This window comes from Neobacillus nitrireducens (assembly GCF_030915405.1).
In the GTDB taxonomy this organism is placed as follows: domain Bacteria; phylum Bacillota; class Bacilli; order Bacillales; family Cytobacillaceae; genus Neobacillus.
In genome coordinates, this window is sequence record NZ_CP133262.1 from 2,660,327 (window position 1) to 2,682,559 (window position 22,233).

General features: G+C 38.7%; 19 protein-coding genes. 5 read left to right on the plus strand and 14 right to left on the minus strand.

From position 1 onward, the window contains the following. The first annotated feature begins 18 nt into the window (after positions 1-18). Complete coding sequence (locus RCG22_RS12815; RefSeq protein WP_308103266.1) at positions 19-1,533, plus strand: CoA-acylating methylmalonate-semialdehyde dehydrogenase; 1,515 nt, start codon at positions 19-21, stop codon at positions 1,531-1,533. Positions 1,534-1,721: 188 nt separating this feature from the next. On the opposite strand, the gene hprK is transcribed toward RCG22_RS12815, so the two are convergent. The 6 genes from hprK to RCG22_RS12845 form a co-directional block, all read right to left on the minus strand. Then, positions 1,722-2,657, minus strand: a complete 936-nt coding sequence (gene hprK, locus RCG22_RS12820; RefSeq protein ID WP_308103268.1) for an HPr(Ser) kinase/phosphatase — start codon at positions 2,655-2,657, stop codon at positions 1,722-1,724. Between the two features lie 443 nt (positions 2,658-3,100). Beyond that, positions 3,101-4,009 (minus strand): AEC family transporter, encoded by a 909-nt coding sequence (locus RCG22_RS12825; RefSeq protein ID WP_308103269.1) that lies wholly within the window; start codon positions 4,007-4,009, stop codon positions 3,101-3,103. Between the two features lie 37 nt (positions 4,010-4,046). Continuing rightward, positions 4,047-4,490, minus strand: a complete 444-nt coding sequence (locus tag RCG22_RS12830; protein ID WP_098262900.1) for a YaiI/YqxD family protein — start codon at positions 4,488-4,490, stop codon at positions 4,047-4,049. A 212-nt stretch (positions 4,491-4,702) separates the two neighbouring features. Next, positions 4,703-5,878, minus strand: coding sequence for a NupC/NupG family nucleoside CNT transporter (locus RCG22_RS12835; RefSeq protein ID WP_308103271.1), 1,176 nt, complete (start codon positions 5,876-5,878; stop codon positions 4,703-4,705). 1 nt (position 5,879) lies between these two features. Then, positions 5,880-6,527 (minus strand): AmiS/UreI family transporter, encoded by a 648-nt coding sequence (locus RCG22_RS12840; protein ID WP_308103272.1) that lies wholly within the window; start codon positions 6,525-6,527, stop codon positions 5,880-5,882. 505 nt (positions 6,528-7,032) lie between these two features. Next, positions 7,033-8,049: an FUSC family protein gene (locus RCG22_RS12845; RefSeq protein ID WP_308103273.1), complete on the minus strand. Its 1,017-nt coding sequence runs from the start codon at positions 8,047-8,049 to the stop codon at positions 7,033-7,035. 738 nt (positions 8,050-8,787) lie between these two features. Here RCG22_RS12845 and RCG22_RS12850 point away from each other — a divergent pair. Beyond that, positions 8,788-10,026, plus strand: coding sequence for a saccharopine dehydrogenase family protein (locus tag RCG22_RS12850; RefSeq protein WP_308103274.1), 1,239 nt, complete (start codon positions 8,788-8,790; stop codon positions 10,024-10,026). Position 10,027: 1 nt separating this feature from the next. After that, positions 10,028-11,155 carry a carboxynorspermidine decarboxylase gene (gene nspC, locus RCG22_RS12855; RefSeq protein WP_308103275.1) on the plus strand — a complete coding sequence of 376 codons (1,128 nt, stop codon included), beginning with the start codon at positions 10,028-10,030 and terminating at the stop codon, positions 11,153-11,155. A gap of 272 nt (positions 11,156-11,427) precedes the next feature. Here nspC and bglA read toward each other — a convergent pair whose 3' ends face one another. After that, positions 11,428-12,867, minus strand: coding sequence for a 6-phospho-beta-glucosidase BglA (gene bglA, locus RCG22_RS12860; protein ID WP_308103276.1), 1,440 nt, complete (start codon positions 12,865-12,867; stop codon positions 11,428-11,430). Positions 12,868-13,154: 287 nt separating this feature from the next. Between bglA and RCG22_RS12865 the strand changes: the two genes are divergently transcribed. Beyond that, a complete protein-coding gene (locus RCG22_RS12865) occupies positions 13,155-13,865 on the plus strand; it encodes a GntR family transcriptional regulator (RefSeq protein WP_308103277.1) in 711 nt (236 codons plus the stop codon). Between the two features lie 164 nt (positions 13,866-14,029). On the opposite strand, the gene RCG22_RS12870 is transcribed toward RCG22_RS12865, so the two are convergent. After that, positions 14,030-14,800 (minus strand): IclR family transcriptional regulator, encoded by a 771-nt coding sequence (locus RCG22_RS12870; RefSeq protein ID WP_308103278.1) that lies wholly within the window; start codon positions 14,798-14,800, stop codon positions 14,030-14,032. A gap of 286 nt (positions 14,801-15,086) precedes the next feature. On the opposite strand from RCG22_RS12870, the gene RCG22_RS12875 reads away from it, so the two are divergent. Beyond that, positions 15,087-16,250: a Gfo/Idh/MocA family protein gene (locus RCG22_RS12875; RefSeq protein WP_308103279.1), complete on the plus strand. Its 1,164-nt coding sequence runs from the start codon at positions 15,087-15,089 to the stop codon at positions 16,248-16,250. Positions 16,251-16,335: 85 nt separating this feature from the next. On the opposite strand, the gene RCG22_RS12880 is transcribed toward RCG22_RS12875, so the two are convergent. The 6 genes from RCG22_RS12880 to RCG22_RS12905 all read right to left on the minus strand — a co-directional run bounded on the left by RCG22_RS12880 (position 16,336) and on the right by RCG22_RS12905 (position 22,136). Beyond that, the gene (locus RCG22_RS12880) at positions 16,336-16,608 is read right to left on the minus strand and encodes a lytic transglycosylase domain-containing protein (protein ID WP_308107150.1); all 273 of its coding nucleotides are present in this window, start codon (positions 16,606-16,608) and stop codon (positions 16,336-16,338) included. After that, the gene (locus RCG22_RS12885; RefSeq protein ID WP_308103280.1) at positions 16,608-17,354 is read right to left on the minus strand and encodes a hypothetical protein; all 747 of its coding nucleotides are present in this window, start codon (positions 17,352-17,354) and stop codon (positions 16,608-16,610) included. The genes RCG22_RS12880 and RCG22_RS12885 overlap by 1 nt, the downstream gene beginning before the upstream one ends. A 170-nt stretch (positions 17,355-17,524) precedes the next feature. Next, positions 17,525-18,091 (minus strand): LOG family protein, encoded by a 567-nt coding sequence (locus RCG22_RS12890; RefSeq protein WP_308103282.1) that lies wholly within the window; start codon positions 18,089-18,091, stop codon positions 17,525-17,527. Between the two features lie 177 nt (positions 18,092-18,268). After that, entirely contained in the window at positions 18,269-19,360 is a 1,092-nt protein-coding gene (locus tag RCG22_RS12895) for a GerAB/ArcD/ProY family transporter (RefSeq protein WP_308103283.1), read from the minus strand. Next, positions 19,357-20,553, minus strand: coding sequence for a Ger(x)C family spore germination protein (locus RCG22_RS12900; protein ID WP_308103284.1), 1,197 nt, complete (start codon positions 20,551-20,553; stop codon positions 19,357-19,359). Before RCG22_RS12900 ends, RCG22_RS12895 begins: the two co-directional genes overlap by 4 nt. Further along, a complete protein-coding gene (locus RCG22_RS12905; protein ID WP_374049357.1) occupies positions 20,550-22,136 on the minus strand; it encodes a spore germination protein in 1,587 nt (528 codons plus the stop codon). The genes RCG22_RS12900 and RCG22_RS12905 overlap by 4 nt, the downstream gene beginning before the upstream one ends. Between the last annotated feature and the right edge of the window lie 97 nt (positions 22,137-22,233).

The window sequence follows — 22,233 nt, forward strand, 5'->3', positions numbered from 1 at the left end:
CGAGAGGAGAACGGGTAGATGACTAACATTACTGACGTGAAAGAACTTACACATTTTATTGATGGAAAAATGATCAAAGGTGAAAGCGGCCGTTTTTCAGACGTGTTCAATCCAGCAACAGGCGAAATCATTGCGAAAGTACCATTGGCTTCCTCCAATGAAGTGAAAAGTGCCATAAAAAAAGCAGAAGCTGCCTTTCCGGCATGGCGTGATCTCTCCGTTGCAAAGCGTGCAGAAATTGTCCTGAATTTCCGTAACTTACTAAAGAATAATAAAGATAAAGTAATCGAATTAATCTGTACCGAAAGCGGGAAAACAGAAGAAGACGCAATGGGTGAAATTACTCGTGGATTAGAATCAGTAGATTTAGCGATTAATGCGCCTCATTTCATGAAGGGGGAATATTCAGTTAATGTAGGCGGACAAATTAATGCCTATTCAGCTAAATATCCACTTGGTGTAGTGGCAGCCATCTCTCCTTTTAATTTTCCAATCATGGTGCCATTAGCACAAACAAGCATGGCAGTAGCCGTTGGAAATGCGGTAATTTTAAAAGCTTCTGAACGCGTACCAATGACCGCTTTATATATTAGTGAATTATGGAAAGAAGCCGGCCTGCCAGATGGTATTTGGACAGTAATTAATGGTGATAAAGAGGCGGTAAATGAACTACTTGAAAATCCCGCTGTACAGGCCATTTCATTCGTTGGGTCTACACCAGTAGCACATTACATTTATGAAACCGGTGCTAAATATGGCAAACGCGTGGTTGCCTTAGGTGGCGGAAAAAATAATATGGTCGTTATGCCAGATGCTGATTTAGAACAAGTAGCGAATGCTTTCATTAGTGCAGGGTATGGGGCGGCCTCACAACGGTGTATGGCCATTTCTACCTTAATGCCAGTCGGACAAGAAACGGCTGATCGCTTGGTAGCAATTTTAAAAGAAAAGGTTGACCGCTTAAAAGTAGGTGCTTTTAATGACGGTGCAGATTACGGACCAGTTATTTCCTTGCAAGCAAAAGAAAATATCTTAAAAGCCATTGACCTCAGTGAAGAAGAAGGGGCAACCTTCGTTTGTGATGGCCGTAATAAAGACATTACCAAAAATGACGGCGGATTCTTCCTGGCACCAACATTGCTTGACCATGTGAAACCAGGAATGAAAATTTATGATGAAGAAGTATTCGGTCCTGTTCGTAATATTGTCCGTGTAGATAGTTTAGAGGAAGCCATCAAATTAATTAATCAGCAAGAATTAGCAAATGGTGTAACGATCTTTACCAATAATGGGCTGGCAGCTAGAAAATTCACAACTGAAATTGATGTAGGAATGGTTGGTGTAAATGTACCCATTCCGATCCCAGTAGGCTTTCATAACTTTGCTGGATTTAAGGGCTCAAGATTCGGCGACGGGCAAATGTTTGGCCCAGACCAAGCACGGTTCTATACGAAGACCAAAACAGTTTCAGAACGCTGGGTATCAGCAAGCGAAAACAGTAGTTTGTCATTTGCATTCCCTAGTAATAAATAATACAGTCAGTTCCGGTACACCACTGAGAAATGTCGATTAATTGCTGGACATTAGGGTCAGTCCCCCGCTATGATATCATGCTGAAGCAGCGGGGGATAATCTTTCATTACTTCACTTTAATGCATCAAGTTAGGGACATTTTTTGGTTCTCCGTGACCGTTTTTTTTTGCAAATTACTACTTTAATAGTTATTTCAAATCAGATTTCGAAATATCCGCCTCAATCCTGCTCATGAACTCTTCTGCTGCGCTGTAGCCTTGCTGCCTTAGATACCAATTATTAGCTGCTGCCTCAATTAAACCCGCCACATCACGTCCAGGCTGGAGTTGAATTTCGATCGATGGAATCTTAACACCCATATATTCTATATATTGAGGGTCCTGGTCCAATTCATTATTCAAGTCATCTTTTTGCCATTTCGTTAAATGAATATCAAGCACAATTCGTGATTCATCTTGAAAAGCTTTGCGCCCGTATAAGCGAACCACGTTAAGCAGCCCAATACTGCGAAGCGCCAAAAATTCTTTAGCTTTTTCATCATGTGTACCGAGAATGGTTTGCGGGCCAAGCTTCTTCAGGACAACAATATCATCAGAAACGAGCCGGTGTCCTCGAAGGATTAGTGTATGTGCTGTTTCGCTTTTCCCTACCCCTGAATTACCGCGGAGTAAAATCCCGATGCCGGACACATTCATACAAACGCCATGAACCGTCATTTCTGGTGCTAATTCCTTCACCAAATACGCATCCAATTTAGGGATAAACTCTGAAGTTGTCTCCGGCTTGTTTGTTAGTAACAACGGGATCCCTTGTTCAACACAATGATGTGTTAAGTAGGTAAGTCCCTCTTCACCAGCCGTCACAATAAAACATGGCGGGTGATAGTGAACGATATTTCCAATTCGAATTTTCCGTTCCTCTTTCGTTAACTTATGTAAATAGGTAATTTCCTTTTTTCCTAGAATTTGAACTCGTTCCATTGGAAAAAAATCAAAATGGCCAACAAATTCCAGGCCAGGGCGATGCACCCGTGATTGTGTAATCATTTTCTGCAGTTGATTTTCCCCAGTTACAACTTTCAATGAAAACTTCCGAACCAAGTCTTCGACTGTAATTTTTTTCACCTTATATTCACCGTCCTAAAAGCCTTTCTATAGTTGAATTATACTTAATAAAAGTGGAAACGTCATCCATTTATGAACTGATTTCCATGTGGCTGCTTTATTCTATGGACAACGTACCCACTTTTGTACAAGGCAATCATTAATATAGAGATTTTATGTAAAATTACGCTTCAATCGTGGAACATTCATCATCTATTAGTCGATTGAACTCTTCAATGAGCGAATTTTATAGTTCTATGAGCGAATATTGGGGTTCTATGAGCGAATATTGGGATTCAATGAGCGAATATTGGGATTCAATGGGCGAATTTCGTAGTTCTATGAGCGAATTTAAGAAGCAACATTTTTTTAAAAAAGTTGTAAGAAAAAACACCTTACTATTTCTGCTAAGGTGCCTGTTAGGTTTGAGTACTCTTTTAATAAGAACTGTTCCCATAGTTTCCCTATAAAATAAAATTTGCAAAAGTATATAATATGGCAATGCTAATTAAAATGGTTATATTTGATATGGTGGCAATTAAGCGGGTGCTGCTGGTGCTGTATTTAAATTCAACGGCAAAGGTTAAGGCGGATGCTGCAACAGGTAGTAACAGCCCGATTAAGACCGTGAATCGATACATCTGATTGTAAGGAAGGAATAAGTACAAACCAAATCCAAAAAGTAAACCTAAACCATACCGGAAGGTTAAAAATTTCAACATAGGTTTAATAAATTGTTTGTCCAATTTAAAATTTAAATAAAGTCCTAATAATAATAAGGATAAGGGCATATTGGCTTTAGAGATTGTACTTGCCACATTAATAATCGTATCCGGTAATTGGATGTGACTAAAATTTAAAATACTAGCAATTAGGTAGGTCATTAACGGAATCGACTTGCCAAGTTTTTTTAGAATTTCTATCGGTTTAAGTTTAAGACCTTCTGCCGAAAAATAGCTTCCTAAAATATAGGCAATACCAAAAACGACAAATGATGTTCCAACATCAAACATACTAAAATAGGTTAATCCTTCCATCCCCCATATGGCAAAAACTAAAGGAAAGGCAAATAAGCCTACATTAAATCCGGAAAGCATCAGGAAGGAACCTTTCAGTTCCCTTTCCTCATTTTTAAAAACCAATAAGCCTAGACAGGCGGTGATAAGGCCATAAATAAGGACGATCACTGGCAATAAAATTAATGATGTTTCTATTTTTACAGAATCGAATGTGACAAGAACTAAGGCCGGAAGGGAAATTTTAAAGATAATTTTTGAAATGACTTCTCCATCTTTTTCTTTTAAAATATTTAAACGCTTCAATAGGTACCCAAGGGCAATGATGATAATAATATAAAGAAATTCCTGATTCATTAAAAAAGTACGCTCCTCTATGATGGATCTTTGTTTTTCATTGATTTAAAATTGCTTGTTTAAATAGTTGCCTAAATTGCTCCCGGTCTTCAGCAGTAAAAGGCTTCGGTCCCTTAGTTCGTTTTCCACTTTTTCGAGCCATGGCACTTAAATAACGTGTTTGTAATAATTGATCAATATTTTCATTAGTATAGCGAAACCCCTTATGGTGAAGAACGATGCATCCTTTGGCTAAGCCCAGCGATGCAAGACCATAATCTTGCGTCACTATAATATCCCTTGCTTGGGCCAGCTTCATAATCCGATAATCGGCCGCATCCGCTCCAGAGTCAACATATATGATTTCCACTCCTTGAGGCTGCTCCGCATTAGAATAGTGAGAAAAGCTCGTCACAAGGATAACAGGTAACCCTGCATTCCTTCCTTCCAAAATAATAATATCTTTTACCGGACAAGCATCCGCATCCACATAAATTTTCATCTTTATCTCTCCTGTAACGAAGTTCGAATTAATGTGATACTATTGCTAAATTAAGCTTTTGTCAAACTTTGTAAGCACAGGGGCGCTTCTATTTACCAACTGGTGTCAGGCACCAAAAAGGCACCAAAACATAAAAAAATCCCCTTCCTCACTTTTGTTTACATTGGGTAAATAAAGTGAGAGAGAGGATTTGAATCTTCATTATTAAATAATTATAGGAACAAACCTATGATAGTTCCCGTTAAGACTGATCCCATTGTTGCAACTAACAATACCTTTAAACCAACTTTAGCTAACTCACTCGCTTTTTCATTATTAATAGCTTGTACAGTTCCTAAAATGATTCCAATGGAAGAGAAGTTAGCAAATGATACTAAGAAACCTGAGACGATCCCTACAGTCTTCGGAGCCAAGTGAGGGATCATTTTCATGAAGTCTAACATAGCGACGAACTCGTTAGCGGCTACCTTGGTACCCATGACTGAGCCAGCTTTAACAATCTCATTTGAAGGAATACCCATGATCCAAGCGATTGGTGCGAATACATATCCAAGTACACCAGTGAAAGAGATTCCGAAGATTGAAGTAAAAACCCAGTTAACTGCCGCGATCAATCCTACATAAGTGATAAGCATAGCGCCTACGATTAAAGCCGTCTTTCCACCGAGCAATGTCCAGTTGCCGATGGCTTCAAAAAGAGATTTCTCTGGAATCATTCCTTTAATGTCGATTTCTTCATCTTCTTCTTTTCGAACGGGACAAACGATCGTTGATAGGATAAGTCCTGAGAATACGTTAATTGGTAACGCCACCAATACGAACTCCGCAGGAATCATTTGCATGTAAGCACCTAAGATGGAACAACTTACCGCAACAAGAGAAGAAGTAACAACAACAAACAAGCGATTACCAGAAAGGCTAGGAATGAATGATTTAACAGAAAGAATGGCAGAAGTATCACCAAATACCATAGAATTCACCGCAACAAATGATTCCACTTTTGGTAGACCTGTTATTTTACTTACGGCACCACCAATGTATTTAATAGCTAATGGTAATATTCTTGAATAAGTTAAGATACCTAGAAGAGCTGTTACGAATACAATCATCATAAGAACATTTACAAAGAATAAATTCTTTCCTGCAAGATCACCGAATACGAATGAGATCCCGTCATTACCAAAAGAAAGAACTTTGTTAAAGCCATTTACGATCTTGTGCAGAACTTTTTGACCGATTGAAGTATTGAGCATAAACCAAGCGATAAACAACTGAACAGCTGCCATGATACCGACTGCACGATAGTTGATGTTTTTCTTATCGTTGGACATCAACCAAGCAATACCTACTAGAACTAGGATACCAATGATTGCGATTAGGATTGACATATTATTTTACCTCCAGAGGATGGATTTCTTGAATTTCTTGACCGATATTATCGTTTTGATCCGAAAACTTCAATCTGTAAAAACTAACAACAAAATAGACAATGGCTAGGATTAATACGCTAGTCCAAATTTGATGAACAATATGAGTATTCCAGATACTTAAAAAGTAAAGGAGCGACGGAATGGTCAACGTTACCCACGACTGAACAAATGCAACTTTCCCAATATAATGGTCGATTTTCTTACCTAGTGCATTTGATAAAAAGAACAGAAACCATAAAAATGCCCACATGCCCCATGTTAGTGCATTGACAACATCATGAAAGTGAATAATAGATGTAAAAGTATATACAATTCCAATAATAGCAACCCAGAGACTGAACCAACCAAGCCCGCTGCCTTCAAGTCCCTTCCATATATTGCATCCAACATATAAATAAGTTAACCCAAATAAGAATATAGATGCATCATTATAAAGCTCCCAATGATCTTGACCCGAAACAATGATTAAGTAAAATGGGATGATTATTTGAATCGTTCCTATGAAAAGATTAAATATCCCCACACTTTTTGCCTCTGCTTTTCCTAACAGCATGAGACTGTTAAGAAATAATACTGCACCTGAAAGAAATAAACCAACAAACCCCATATTAATTGTTGTGAAAAGAATTTTTCACAACTTTCCCTCCTTCACAAACAGGACTGAGTGAACGCTTCCATCTGTAGTTTCTAAAACACGTAAATAATATAACACAACTTTTGAACAAATGTTAAAACACTTATGAAAAAATGTAAATTATTTTTTCATAATTCCCTAGAAAATGTCCATTTCCATATATTTCATAAGAATTTTTATAAAAATTTTTGAATAAAAGTGAAATTTTGTAATATTTACTTTGAAAAAATGTAAATAAAACTCACATAAGATACACTATGCAATTGCACTTTTTAAACAAGGGAGGATATGAAAGTTTCAATTGTAGAGATACAAAAAGACCTGGAAGAGGAAATCCTCATTAGGTGTTATGAGATGTGTTGTGATATCAAGGCAGTATGTGCATGTGCTTAGAAATAAACTGGAGTTTTCAGAGGAGGGACAATAGGAAAAAGACCAAACGTCAAAGAAAAAATGTTGCGTCTTGGTCTATACAAATTTATAATAAATTTTTTAATAATTTCTGTGTTTCTAACTGGAAGGAATCCCTATACACTGGATAACCAGGTTGCGAGTTCGTCCGTATTTGGGTCTGAAGTAAGTCGAGTAAACCCTGCATATCTGGATCATTTCCCTTTTTTAATTCACCTTTCTGGAGAACGTTCAAGTTTCCAAAAAACTTACTAATAGTTTGTAAGTAAGTGCCGGCCTCCTTTTGATCTGTTGAAGATAAGTGTCCTTCCTTTTCCCATTCCTTTAAGGTCGTTACTATGGTCGAAATATAATCATAGCATTTGCTCATCTTTTTGAGCTCCATATCATAATTATTAAGCAGGGAATGATGCTTTTTGCCAAAAGGATTAAATTTCAAACTATTGGTTGCTGTACTTAATATATCCTTTGTAGAATGTAACTCCTGCAAAAATTGATTTATTTTGTTCTCTATGATGTTCCCTTTTTCTTGTCCCCATTCGACTTGGATCCAATTGGAAAGTTCACTAAGGATTTCTGAGAGTTGACCTGATAATTTTTCTAAAGATTTTGCTGCCTTCTTTGTAAAGTCTGGCGGGAATAAAAACATGTGAATCAAAATAGCCACTACTATCCCAATCATCGTATCCACTATCCGATCAAATGCATAATCCTTAGATTTTCTTTCAAATGTAAATATCAGAACAATGGTGAGAGCTACCTGATGTATAACCGATTCATCTAATTTTAACCACTTAGCAATAAAGGCTCCTCCTAATATTAAAAGACCCAATATCCAACCATTCATATCTAAGTGACTAACAAGACTAGCCGATAAAATGATACCAATAGCCGTTCCTACCATACGGTGAAAAGAATACCGAATCGACTGATCTATCGTAGTTTGCAAACAAAGAACAACAGAAATGGGTGCTAAATATGGGTGATCAGAGCCCACTAATTTTGCTAATTCCCAAGAAATTGCTGAAGCAATAGCCATTTTCCAGACCAAGGCTGTTTTACTTTCTAAGTTTTTCTTCTCCATGTTGATCTTCTTCCTTTCAGCCATCCATCTTCCTTATGTTTGTCCCACTCAGAACTTTTATACGGTTGTTTCAAAAACGCGCCGATAGAACTGTTCAACCTTCCCAAGGGCTTTTTTTGATCCCCTAATATTTTCCGACATTTTTTTTATTTTGCATATTGCCATTTATGTTTGTTACTGATACTATAGAAAGTGCGTAAATTGGAAAGCTAATATTCAATATATCTGGATCTTTCCAAGCAGATAATTTTTGACCACTTCGTTTACGAAGTTAAGGCCATACGGACAGCCGGGTCAAATGCCGAATGGCAACTTTAGTTGCCTTATTGATTGAGTTAGAAGCTCAAATTTTATAAGTTGGTTACTTTACAACCAGTGCATATTGCACACAACTTGTGAAACGGTCAATAAGAGTAGTAAAAGTGATTATTTGCTATATAGACTCTGATCCTATTATGATATATTTTGAATATTATTAAGCTTCCTTACTAATCCTTTAAGGACATTTATCGTATTAGTGTATGATTTCTATTACGGTATTCTTATGCTTTTTAATATTGATGATTATATCTAAAGCAAGTGTGGTGCGCAGGTTTGCGTTTTTACACTTGCTTTTTTTGTTGTGTTGCAGCTGCTTTAAAGAGGTTATGACTTTCGTCTTCATCGTTCGATCATCGTTATATTGTTATGGAATCCTCTTTGCTTTATCAAAAATTCTATTAGTTAGGAGATAAGAAAATGGGAAAAGCACTTATAATCGGGGCAGGCGGCGTGGCATCTGTTGCCATTCATAAATGTGTTCAAAACAGTGAGGTATTTGAAGAGATTTGTATCGCAAGCCGTACCAAATCCAAATGTGATGACTTAAAAGCAAAACTAGATGGCGGTAAAACAAAAATCACCACTGCACAAGTGGATGCTGACAATGTAGAAGAGTTAATCGCGTTAATTAATGAAGTAAAACCAGATATCGTTATGAATTTAGCTCTTCCATACCAAGATTTAACGATCATGGATGCATGTCTAGCAACAAAAACACACTATATGGATACTGCAAACTATGAGCCAGAAGATACAGCAAAATTTGAATACAAATGGCAGTGGGAATACAAAGAGCGCTTTGAAAAGGCTGGAATTACAGCTCTTTTAGGCAGCGGCTTTGACCCGGGTGTAACTGGCGTATTCTCTGCTTATGCACTTAAACATTATTTCGATGAAATTGAATATATCGACATCCTTGACTGCAACGGCGGCGATCATGGTTATCCGTTCGCGACTAACTTTAACCCTGAGATCAATATCCGTGAAGTTTCTGCTAACGGAAGATACTGGGAAAACGGCAACTGGATTGAGACAGAGCCAATGGAAATCAAACGCGAGTATAACTTCGCTGAAGTTGGCCAGAAAGATATGTATTTGCTTTACCATGAAGAACTAGAGTCTTTAGCTCAAAACATCCCAGGAATTAAGCGTATTCGTTTCTTCATGACATTTGGCCAAAGCTATATTACTCACCTAAAGGCCCTTGAAAATGTTGGTATGACTAGCATTGAGCCAATTGAATTCGAAGGAAAACAAATCATTCCACTTCAATTCTTAAAGGCTGTATTACCAGATCCAGCTTCCCTTGGACCTCGTACAGTTGGAAAAACAAATATCGGCTGTATCTTCAAAGGGAAAAAGGACGGCAAAGATAAAACTTATTACGTTTATAATATTTGCGATCACCAAGAGTGCTATAAAGAAGTAGGTTCTCAAGCTATCTCTTATACAACAGGTGTTCCTGCAATGATCGGTGCAGCGATGATCATGACTGGCAAATGGAACAAACCAGGCGTTTACAATATCGAAGAATTTAATCCAGACCCATTCATGGAAGAGTTAAACAAATGGGGACTTCCATGGGTTGAAGACTTTAACCCAGTGCTAGTTGATACTTTGCCTGAAGAAAAAAAAGATACGGAGCTAGTTCGTTAAGATGCGGTTCGAAGAATTACCAACACCATGTTATGTAGTTGATGAAGGGCTTGTCGAAAGAAATCTTAAAATCCTGAACGGGGTTATGGAACGTACAGGAGCAAAGATTGTTTTGGCGCAAAAGGCATTTTCGATGACTACCATGTATCCACTCATTGGCAAGTATTTAAGCGGTACAACAGCAAGCGGTTTGTACGAGGCACGTCTGGGTTACGAGGAAATGGGCAAAGAAAATCATGTCTTTGCCCCTGCCTATCGTGAGGATGAAATGGATCAAATCATCTCTATTTGCGATCATATCATCTTTAACTCGTTCTCACAGTTAGAAAAATTTAAAGATATAGCTCTTCAAGCTGGCAGGAAAGTTGGCTTGCGGATCAATCCTGAATGCTCCACACAAATTGGGCATGCCATTTATGATCCGTGTTCACCGGGTTCAAGGTTCGGTGTAACCCGTGAGCATTTTCGTCCTGATTTGCTCGAAGGTGTTTCAGGGCTGCATTTTCACACCCTTTGCCAGCAAAACTCAGATGACTTAGAGACCACTCTAAATGCTTTCGAAGAAAAGTTTGGGGAATGGCTTCCTCAAATGGAATGGGTCAACTTTGGCGGCGGGCACCATATTACGAGAGAAGATTATGATATCCCACGCTTGGAAGCATGTATTAAGAGAATGCAAGATAACTATGGTTTAGAAGTCTATCTTGAGCCGGGAGAAGCGATTGCTCTCAATGCAGGTTTCTTGATTACATCCGTTCTTGATCTCCATCAGAACGGATTGGAGATTGCGATTCTTGACACTTCTGCCAGCTGCCACATGCCTGATGTATTGGAAATGCCGTATCGCCCCCCTCTTTTTGGATCAGGCGAAGCCGGAGAAAAGCCATTTACCTATCGACTTGGCGGGCAAACCTGCCTGACAGGCGATGTCATTGGCGATTATTCTTTTGATCAGCCATTAAAGAGCGGCGATCGGTTAGTATTTGGTGATATGGCCATTTATACAATGGTCAAAAACACCACCTTTAACGGGATGCCATTACCAGCCATCGCTGTTCAAGATAAAGATGGAGATTGCCGTATCGTTCGCGAATTTGGCTATCAAGATTTTAAAATGAGACTTGCTTAACAGACGATTATTTATAAAAGAAGTGCATTCGAGGATGCCGCTTCTTCTACATAAATATCTATAAAAAAACCAGATTCTGAAATATGAATCTGGGTTTTTTTACTGATGAAAGTAATCTGAATCTTTTATGAAAATTAGTATTTTGATTGTTAAGGAGAATAGAAGTTCCGACTCCGATGGACAAAATCCCCTTTAAAAAACCCGGATGAGGCACTTGTTTAGAAGTGCCCATTATCCGGGTTTACATTCATCCCGACTGCTGCAGGGAGTGATTATAATTCTTGGCCATCTGTTTGAATGACGTTTTTATACCATTCAAATGAATCTTTCTTCATCCGTTTCATTGATCCATTTCCTTCATTATCACGATCAACATAAATCATACCGTAACGTTTTTTCATTTCACCTGTTGTGAATGAAACGATATCGATGATTCCCCACGGTGTATAGCCCAGTAAATCCACACCATCGTAATTTACGGCTTTTTCTAATGCTTCAATATGTGATTTTAAATATTGAATTCTTTCGGGGTCATGGATGCTGCCATCTTCTTCGACTGTATCCACAGCACCAAAACCATTTTCCACGATAAATAATGGAATTTGGTAGCGATCATAGAAACGGTTTAATGTATAGCGGAGTCCAGTAGGATCAATCGCCCAGCCCCAGTCGCTCGATTTAATATATGGATTTTCTACACCATTAGGTAATCCGCCATTCACGATATCTCCAAGGTTATCCTTTACCACATCGCTTTTAACGGTAGTAGACATATAATAACTGAAACCTAAATAATCAACCGTCCCATTTTTTAAGATTTCTGCATCACCATCTTCGAACTTGATATCATAGCCTTCCCTTTCAAATTCTTTTAAAGCGTAGCTTGGATAAGAGCCGCGGACATGTACATCAGCGAAGAAGTAGCGTTGTCTCATTTCTTCCTCCGCCAGCATCACATCTTCTGGGTTGGATGAATAAGGATAAATCGGAACATGCGAAACCATTGCCCCAATTTGGAAATCTGGGTTAATTTCCTTTCCTTTTGCCACAGCCAATGCACTGGCAACTAATTCATGATGACCTGCTTGGTACATGACTTCTTTTGCATTTTCGCCTTCTTCTACAGTAACACCTGAATTTGTCCATAAAAACAGGGGATTATTCACGTCCATTTGGTTATTAATTTCATTAAAAGTCATCCAGTATTTAACCTTGTCTTTATAACGATCGAAGCAAACCTCAGCGAATTTCGCAAAAAAGTCTACTACTTTTCTATTTTTAAATCCGCCATATTCTCTTGCCAAATGTAACGGCATTTCAAAGTGAGAAAGCGTAATAACAGGTTCAATTCCATACTTGAGCAACTCATCAAATACATCATCATAGAATTGTAATCCTGCCTCGTTCGGTTCCACTTCATCACCTTTTGGAAAAATCCGGCTCCAGCCAATGGAAGTTCTTAAACATTTTAAGCCCATCTCTGCAAATAAAGCGATATCCTCTTTATACTTATGAAAGAAATCAATGGCTTCATGATTCGGGTAGAATTCATTCTCTTCGACCATTTCTGTTATTCTTCTTGGTACGCCATGTGCTCCTGCAGTAAGAACATCAACCACACTTGGTCCTTTACCTCCTTGATTCCATCCACCTTCAAATTGGTGAGCGGCTAAAGCGCCGCCCCATAGAAAATCCTTTGGTAATTTTTCCATGTCCATTTCCCCCTTACTTCACTACCGTGAATAATTTCTGATCTAATGTAATGTCTTTAATATTTTCGATAATAATTTCTTTAAACGCATGTGTATTTGTAATGAAAAGAGCTTACTTTTAAAATTATAAGGTAATATTAATATTGTACGGGTATAATTCATTATAATTGTACCGGTATAATTTATCAATACCCAAATAATATAATTATAAGCACATAATATTTTTGTTCGGTTTATGCTATAATTCTAATAATGAAGCAAGTAAATTTAACTAATGAGGAATGCATATGTTAAAGTACCAGCAAATCGCATTTGAAATAGAAAAATATATTGAAGATAATTCCCTTCTACAAGGAGATAAACTTCCAGTTTTAGAAACTCTAATGACTCAATTTGAAGTGAGCAAAAGCACCATTACGAAATCTTTAGAACTATTGGAGAAAAAAGGGGTCGTTTTTCAAGTCAGAGGCAGCGGAATTTTTGTGAGAAGGCATAAAAGAAAAGGATATATTAGTTTGCTTTCGAATCAAGGATTTAAATCGGACCTTGAGGATTTCCATGTAACTTCGAAAGTAATTGAATTGGAGTTAAGAAAACCAACCCAAGAAGCAGCTGATAATTTAAATCTTACGCTCAATGATGATGTCTATTATGTAAAACGAGTCCGGTATATTAACGGACAAACCTTATGTTATGAAGAATCTTACTATAATAAATCGATCGTTACGTATTTGAATGAGGAAATTGTTTCAGAATCGATCTTTCATTACATTAGGGAGGGGTTAGGATTAAAGGTTGGTTTTTCAGATATATTCCTTCATGTCGATAAACTAAATGAGGAGGAAGCCGAGTATTTAGGGTTAGAGACTGGTGCGCCCAAACTTTACGTCGAAACGATCTTTCATTTAACCAATGGTCAGCCCTTCGACTTTTCCAAAGTAACCTATAACTATCAGCAATCCCAATTCTTTATTCAAGCGACTAATCATTTATTATAAAAACAAAGGATTGTAAAGCAAAAAATTAAACCTGAACAACATCCTCTAGTGACTAACGGGATGAGGTAGCATTCTAGACAAAAAAAAGTAAGCTGGACCAGATATGTCATTAAGATATATCTGGTCTAGCTTATTTTTTCGTTTTGCTATGGTCCTTATTACTTTCATTTGTTACCAAGGTGCTGGTTAATTGTTTGACATGTATTACGAAGGGCAGCCGCAAGCTTCTCTTCCTTGCCATAAAAACGAGAAGATGGGAGCGGAATCGATATCGCCCTTAAATTCCCCATTTGATCAGAAATAGCTGCACCCACCGCACATATTCCTTGGATATGTTCTTCCTTGGCAAAAGCAACTCCCTCTTTACGAACCACTTCTAGTTCCTTTAACAATTCATACCGGCTTGTAATCGTATGATCATTGTACCGTGGCAGTTCTTCAGGTAACAATCTCTCGACCTCAGCTATTGGCAAAGCGGCTAGTATGGCCTTTCCGTTTGCCGTGCAGTGTAATGGAAAGGAAACACCAGGTTGTGAAGTCGCTTGTAATGGATGCGGAGCAATAATTTGATCCACGAAAAGCACCTTCCCGTTATCTAATACGGACAGGTCCACTGTTTCATTGACTTGGCTTGATAATTGGATTAAAAATGGTCGAACTTCCTCCCTTAAATCACTCTGGACAGCAGCCCCAAGTATCGCAAGCTCAGGTCCCAGACGGAATCCTTCTTCAGAGGAAACGGCTGCTACAAACTTTTCCTGTTCTAGTGTAGCAACAATTCTTTGAACCGTAGATCTAGCCAGGCCCACTTCTTTGGCAATTTTCGACAGACTTAACCCTTTGGGATGATCTTTAAGTGCCCTTAGAATATTAGCCGCACGAGAGATCACTTGAACCGTAGATAGTTTCGTTTGATCCTGTTTATCATTGTTCAAGAGTATGAACTCCTTCCACAAATATATCCATCTATTATACCTGAAATATGAATCGCTTTTGTATATTGAATCGTGGAACGCATATGTTTTAAAGAATCATCAAGAAAATTGTGGAAAAAGTTAGTGATTGACAGATGAATTTCCTAACTAATATACTTTAGTTAACACAAATGATACAAGTGTACCACGATGTGGTTAATTTCTTCCTCATAAATATAGAACAGTTTTAAATAGATCCTCGTGTTTTCCTATAAAAAAAGAATCCTACAAAAGATGAGGGATAGATATGGGCTTAGTTAAGGTTGGCGTGATTGGAATAGGAAATATAGGCAGTTCGCATGTTCAATTGTTGAACAACGGACAAATCAAGGGGGCAGCTTTAACAGCGGTTTGCAGCAGAAATGAAAGCCGGATGGAATGGATAAAAAATCATACAAAGGGTGATGTGAAGGTTTTTAAGGATGAAGACACCTTTTTTAATGAATCAGGAATTGACGCCGTGCTTATCGCCACACCTCATTATAGTCACCCCGAACTCGCCAAAATGGCCTTTGCGAAAGGAATTCATGTCCTGATTGAAAAACCAGCAGGAGTCTTTACAAAAGATGTGCAAGAAATGAATGATGCCGCGAAGTTGAGTGGAAAAGTATTTGGTATTATGTATAACCAAAGGGCAAACCCGCTTTTTCAAAAAGTACGAGACCTTATTCAGTCGGGTGAAATAGGCGAGATCAAACGGACCAATTGGATTGTTACCGATGTTTACCGTTCACAAAGTTATTACGATTCCAGTAAATGGAGAGCCACATGGAGAGGTGAAGGTGGCGGTGTTCTATTAAATCAGGCGCTTCACCATTTAGATATTTGGCAGTGGACCACAGGTTTGTTGCCAAAGAGCATTCGTGCTATGTGCCGTATCGGAAAGTATCATGATATTGAAGTCGAAGATGATGTAACTGCATTTGTGGAATACGAAAATGGGGCAACAGGTGTATTTATTACTTCAACTGGAGAAGCTCCAGGAACGGATCGATATGAAATTGTTGGGGACCGCGGGAAACTTGTGGTTGAAAATGATGAACTTACTTTTTACCGATTAACACAATCTGAACGTGACTTTAATGCTACGTATACAGGTGGTTTCGGGTTGCCTGAATGGCAGAAAGTCGAGATTCCTGTAAAGTCCGGAAATGCAAATCATTCCATAATTATTCAAAATTGGATGGATTCGATTGTCACAGGTTCACCGTTATTGGCACCAGGTATAGAAGGAATAAAGGCATTAGACATTTCAAATGCCATTTACTTATCCTCTTGGCTCAACAAAACGGTAGAACTACCTGTCGACCCAAACCTTTATTATGAAAAATTACAAGAAAAAATCAGCAGCTCCACATTTAAGAAAAAGTCGGTCACGAATACAACATTAGATGTAACCGGAACACATTAGTGCCAAGGGAGAAAGTCTTTCTAATGGCTTATTTATGGTTGCTCCGATCAATAAAAAGCCATCGGAATCTTCCGGTGGCTCAATCCTAATTTGTCGGCAATCCTGCAGCAGCAAATTGGCGCTGATATTTACTAGCCAATGCAGGTACATTTCGAATATAGTTTTGGGTCTCAGAGATATACAAATACCTTAAGTTGAGCACTCTTCCGGGACCGGCATTATAAGCAGCCAACGCCAGTTCAAGACTTCCAAAACGATTAAGTTGAATGGCTAAATATTTTGTACCGCCTTCAATGTTCTGCGCAGGGTCGTAAGGATCAACGCCTAACCCCCGGGCCGTTCCAGGCATTAATTGCATCAATCCGATAGCTCCAGCCGGACTTTGGACATTTGGATTACCCCGGATTCTTGTTCGATAACCGCGGCTATTACAGCTGGGTCGATTCCATATTTATTAGAGGCGGCTTGAATTTCATTACCCCATCTCATTACTTTATCAGATGAATCAAAATCGACAGCGACAGGTTTGTTTTCAACAACCTTCACAATTATTGGTTTACCATCTTCAGTCATAATTCTAACAGTCAACATATCCTTAAGGGCATTAAAACCGTCGTTTAGGTTATTTTTAATAATACCCCAATCCGATATGGCAACTTTTGTATCCTCTGCCTGCTCATCCTCAAATTCTATTTCATTTACGAGTAGATCCTTGAATTTGCTATCCTTAGAGATCTCTTTCCTTAAACTTGTTAAGTTGTTATTTGGGTCGTTACTTTGAATTCCGACTTTTGAGGCTAACAACTGAACAGAAATTTTGATGTTGGTCTTAAACATCATATACTTTTCCTTTTTATAAGCTTTAGTGTCGATGATATCCACCTTATCTCGAAATAGCAGGGAAGATTGATTACCTATGGGTTCCTGATGGGCTAATTGGTCAATTACCCAGTTTTCAATAGGCTCCCAATTGATTTTCCCGGCAACATAAATCAATACAGCCAAAATGCCTATTAGTATTAAGACTTTGCGAAAAACTGGCCAAATCCAGCCTTTTATTACTAGATTGATATTTTTTTGTAGTGGCACAAGATATTTATTCAAAGGTAATTCCTCGCTTTTGTCTCTGACAATAGAAAAAAATCCACCCTATTTTCCTAAGAAATTTTAAGGTAGGATTTGTTATTTCATATTAATTAATTATACCATCTATTCTCTTACTATCTTGATGACATAATTTCGAATCTTTTTCGCTGTTACCTATGGTTTTTTTCCTACTCGTATGTTTTGATCGTCGGAGGAATATAGTTTACAAATTTATCGAGTAATGCTTCTGGCTTTTCTTCGATAATAGCCATCGAGCGGAATTTTTCCTGGAGGAATTTTTGCTCAATCATATGGTCAAACAGGCTGATCAATGGGTCGTAATAATGACTAATATTAAGAAGCCCGCATGGCTTTTGATGCAACCCAATCTGACCCCAAGTGAACATTTCAAAAAACTCTTCAAGTGTTCCGGTGCCTCCGGGTAAGACAACAAATCCATCAGCTAAATCAGCCATTTTCGCCTTCCTCTCGTGCATGGTTTCAACGGTAATCAATTCCGTTAATCCTTTATGAGATATTTCACGTTCCTCCAACACTCTTGGTATCACACCAATCGCATGACCACCCTCAGCCAATACCGTATCCGCGACCACACCCATCAAGCCGTTACTCGAACCGCCGTATACTAACGTAATGCCCCGTTTAGCAAACTCTTTTCCTAGTTGGATAGCTCCTGTTTTATATGCCTCTGAAGCACCGAAACTTGAACCACAAAAGACAGCTAATCGTTTCATATGCTGTTGCCTCCCCCTTTTTTCTATCTAATATAAAATATATATGATTCCCATTGGAACTAGAATACGGATATACTGACGATTACTGACTTCATTTCGGTGAAACAAAAACTTAAAACAAGAGAGCCATACCTAAAATTCATAAGCAAAAGACCAACAATAACTTCCCCTTTTGGATTAATGATTTGCTTGAATTTTTTTGCGTAGACTTCCAACAAACCATAGTAAAAGTGGAATACCCACCATATTGACAGGCAGGGCAAAATAGATCCAATAGGTATTATCAAAGATGTAGGTATAGGTAGGGTTTGGAAAAATGATGGCTAAAATAAAAAAGAATGTCGAAGTAACCCAGATTAATTTCCGCCATTTTTTTATATGGAACAATTGTGCTGTGCCATAATTGGCTAAAAAGAAGTAAAGCGATAGCTTAATAAAAACACTAAGGATCCAGATTAGAACCGCAATAATTTCTAAATTTTGAATAAAATCCATGACGGTAATGTAGCTGACTGCATCAAAAGCAGGGTGACGCAGTCCCGATGCAATCTCAGGGCCCAAAACCAGCAATACCCAAATCGCGACGGTACTCACTAAACAGGAGGCTGCGGCAATTCCCCAAACGGCTCTTTTTGGACCCTTGTTTGGCTGATCCATAAATGAGAGAAGCATCAACATCATGACTGACTCTCCCAAAAACGACAGCGGATGCAGGGTCCCTTTAAGTATAGGTACGAAGCCTGTATCTGAAAAAACAGGTAAAAAATTTTTGTAATTGAAAATTGACACGGATAAAATCAACAAAATCAATACAGATAGGAGGATGATGGGACCAAACACTTCGCTGCACCGTCCAATTCCTTCAATTCCACCGCTGTAAGTTATATAAATTAGTAACAACAGCATGGTTAATACCAATACCCACATAGGTGTGGTGGGAAGAAGAATCGTTATCGTGAATTCCGCAAATTCTCTTAAAATATCGCCTAATACAGAATACCATTGAATAAGATAGACAATCACAATCAGAATTCCCAGCCACTTGCCAAATATAAGCTTACTGTATTCAATAAGTGTCTTACCGGGATATAGCAGGGCTGCTTTAGAGGAAACAAACACAATTAGGATTCCCAATATGGCAGCGAGCAAATAGGAAATCCAAGCATCCTGTTTAGCGTCCTGAAAAGTTGGGGAAAGGGTAAGCAGAATCATATTTCCCGTTTCAAAAGTAAACATTAGCCAAAAAACTTGCAGCCCTGAAATTTTCATCTTTTTATCTCACTTTCTTTATACAATAATGAGGGTCCATCCATTCCAATCTCTTTGATCCTTAAGTCTGTTTTCACTAAAATGGTCGCCTCTGAAAATTTCTTGTCCCAATCATGCTTCAATAATTTCCATTTGTTTGGATTCTTTCGGTGGATCACTTCCCCCAATCCAAAGATATCAAGGCCGTATTCTTTTTGTACCTTTGTAACCATTTGTTGAACTTGTTTTTGTGAAGTTTTTTCAAATTCCTTTTCAAGCTGTTTAAGATTTTTTGGATTCCTAACGTCCAACCCTGAATTATTTTCCTTCAGGGAACCGTCACCTTTTAGGGTGATAGTGAATGTAATCTGCTGATTTTTACTTATATGTGGTTCAATTTTACTGCTGAGTTTGTCTACAGTGAGACTAGCGTTGACATCCTCTTTTTTAACTCCAATGGCTAAAAATTTTTGGATTCCCATCACCCAAAGCACATCCCTGTATTCTTCCATATTCAAAATTCCTTGCATTTTAAGGTTTTTATCAAATATAGCAACACCAGCAATCCTAAGCAGCGGGGGGTTAGCTGATTCTTTATCTTTGCGTTTCCCACCTTGGGTACTGCTGAATTCAAGAACAGGAATAGAAGGGCGTAAACCGTCACTGGTAGCGGCCATGAGGAGATCTAAATAAGCCGTGTTCCCTCTGCCGCCACTTTGTTCATGTTCACCTAATGGAGCAGTAATAGGTGGTTTTTCTAACGGATTGGATACAGAAAGGGCTTTCTTTGCTGTCGCCCCTTTAATCACAAAGACATCTGTCCGCAAATTGACCTCGGCACGCCGTTGATTGTTGTCTAATTCTCTTTTTATTCCCCGTCTAGCAAATGGTTCCCCGAATATCATCACACGCCGCTGTCCAGCTAAAGCCTGCCTTGGAAGTTTTGTCTGGATGTTTTGCAAGGCGTCAGTTAGATTTTTCCCAATTGCAGAGATCGTAAAAAAACCCTTTTGCATCGTTCCACCCCCACCGCCTTGGGTTTGAATGTTAGAGGGAATGACAATCTGTCCGCTGACTTCTATGCCGCCATTTTTAGCAACATCCCAACCTGACCCAATCCAAATGGCCTGTTCATTTAATTCCTTGCGATCCCAGCAACCAGTGATAAAAAGGACAGACAAACATAATCCTAAACGAAGAATGATCTTCTTCAATCGTCTCTTCCTCCTTTTTGGGAATCTGGCTTTTGACCGGGAGGAACCCGCTGTTTATTCCTGCCAAATGTAAAGATTGGACCAGTCTGTAAAGCCCATCGGGGTGACCTGATTAATACATCCTTTAAATCGCGGGGAATCTGTGGTGCCACCGGAGTAAAGTACGGAACCCCAAAAGAGCGCAGGTTAACCAGATGGATGGTCAGCGTAATAAAACCTAGGGTAATACCATAAAAACCGAAGATTCCCGCTAATATCAGCATGGCGAACCTAATAAGCCGGAGTGCAGTTCCCAGATTGTAACGCGGAATCGAAAAGGAGGCAATTCCAGTTGTGGCCACCACAATGACCGTCGGAGCGGAAACGATTCCTGCTTGTACAGCAGCCTGGCCGACGACAAGTGCTCCGACAATACTGACGGCTTGTCCGACCGCTTTTGGCAGTCGAATCCCTGCTTCCCTTAGACCTTCAAACACAAATTCCATGAGCAGTGCTTCGATGATTGTTGGAAATGGGACACCTTCCCGGGCTGCGGCTACACTAATAAGAAGTTTAGTCGGTATAAGTTTAGGATGATAGGTTGTAAGGGCGACATAGACAGATGGTAAAAAGAGAGTAACATTAAACATAACATAACGAACCAGCCGGATGAAGCTGGTATAGATAGGCCGTTCATAGTAATCTTCAACCGCCTGCATTCCATCCCAAAATGTCATTGGTACAATGAGGGCAAAGGGAGTGTTATCGACGAGAATCGCTACCTTTCCCTCCAGCAGGTTGGCAATGATAATATCAGGCCTTTCGGTATTTTGGATTTGTGGGAACGGAGAATGAGGCACGTCTTCAATAAATTCCTCGATATATTCTGATTCTAGTATGGCGTCAATTTTAATGCGGTTTAGTCGTTTGCGGACCTCATCCAACAGGGAATCACGAGCAATCCCCTCAATATAAGCAATTACAACATCCGTTTGAGAAAGCTCGCCAATCGAGAGGGGTTCGAATTTCAGTCTTGTACTTCGAATTCTTCTGCGTAGAAGGGTGATATTTGTCCGTATTGATTCAGTAAACCCTTCTCTCGGACCTCTAATAACAACTTCTGTCGCTGGTTCTTCTACATTGCGCTTTTCAAATCCTGTTAAACTGGCAAGTAAAGCCTCGGACTCTCCATCTATTAACATTCCAACATTCGCCTTCAAGATTCCGTTGACCAGGTCGTTCATATGTAAAACAGTTTTAACTGGAGTGGCAGAAAAGAGTTGCTCCTTCATTATTTGTACAATTGGACGAAATTCACCTAATTCGTTGGGAAAACCATCCGATAAAATAGGCTTTAACAGAATATTTTCCAGTGTTATTGTGTCTGTTAACCCATCTAAATACATTAGAAGTATTTTAGGTTTTCCAGTTATATAAATAGGACGAATAACAAAATCAGAGCATTTTTGAAACAAATCTCGTAAAATTTGCTCATTTTTTGAAAGATCCGAACTAAACGGTTCGTTATTTTCTTCTTCAGAAGGCAGTGAAGTCATCTTTTTCATTTCGTGAAACTTCATTCGTTTACGGAACCGAACCATCATCAAGGCCCCCTTTAATTAACTATGTGTATTTTTCCAATTAAAGGGATTAATATGCGCATTGGCCGAACCTAAGATGGAATATTGTTAAATGATATCT

What these genes read in the sequence shown, in the direction of transcription:
- RCG22_RS12840 (WP_308103272.1), bottom strand. Translation starts at nt 6,527, where the DNA reads ATGGGGTTTGTTGGTTTATTTCTTTCAGGTGCAGTATTATTTCTTAAC.
- RCG22_RS12880 (WP_308107150.1), bottom strand. Translation starts at nt 16,608, where the DNA reads ATGCAATTAATGCCTGGAACGGCCCGGGGGTTAGGCGTTGATCCTTAC.
- RCG22_RS12815 (WP_308103266.1), top strand. Translation starts at nt 19, where the DNA reads ATGACTAACATTACTGACGTGAAAGAACTTACACATTTTATTGATGGA.
- RCG22_RS12890 (WP_308103282.1), bottom strand. Translation starts at nt 18,091, where the DNA reads ATGAAACGATTAGCTGTCTTTTGTGGTTCAAGTTTCGGTGCTTCAGAG.
- RCG22_RS12865 (WP_308103277.1), top strand. Translation starts at nt 13,155, where the DNA reads ATGTTAAAGTACCAGCAAATCGCATTTGAAATAGAAAAATATATTGAA.
- RCG22_RS12835 (WP_308103271.1), bottom strand. Translation starts at nt 5,878, where the DNA reads ATGTCAATCCTAATCGCAATCATTGGTATCCTAGTTCTAGTAGGTATT.
- RCG22_RS12845 (WP_308103273.1), bottom strand. Translation starts at nt 8,049, where the DNA reads ATGGAGAAGAAAAACTTAGAAAGTAAAACAGCCTTGGTCTGGAAAATG.
- RCG22_RS12905 (WP_374049357.1), bottom strand. Translation starts at nt 22,136, where the DNA reads ATGATGGTTCGGTTCCGTAAACGAATGAAGTTTCACGAAATGAAAAAG.
- RCG22_RS12875 (WP_308103279.1), top strand. Translation starts at nt 15,087, where the DNA reads ATGGGCTTAGTTAAGGTTGGCGTGATTGGAATAGGAAATATAGGCAGT.
- RCG22_RS12825 (WP_308103269.1), bottom strand. Translation starts at nt 4,009, where the DNA reads ATGAATCAGGAATTTCTTTATATTATTATCATCATTGCCCTTGGGTAC.
- nspC (WP_308103275.1), top strand. Translation starts at nt 10,028, where the DNA reads ATGCGGTTCGAAGAATTACCAACACCATGTTATGTAGTTGATGAAGGG.
- RCG22_RS12850 (WP_308103274.1), top strand. Translation starts at nt 8,788, where the DNA reads ATGGGAAAAGCACTTATAATCGGGGCAGGCGGCGTGGCATCTGTTGCC.
- RCG22_RS12895 (WP_308103283.1), bottom strand. Translation starts at nt 19,360, where the DNA reads ATGAAAATTTCAGGGCTGCAAGTTTTTTGGCTAATGTTTACTTTTGAA.
- RCG22_RS12830 (WP_098262900.1), bottom strand. Translation starts at nt 4,490, where the DNA reads ATGAAAATTTATGTGGATGCGGATGCTTGTCCGGTAAAAGATATTATT.
- bglA (WP_308103276.1), bottom strand. Translation starts at nt 12,867, where the DNA reads ATGGAAAAATTACCAAAGGATTTTCTATGGGGCGGCGCTTTAGCCGCT.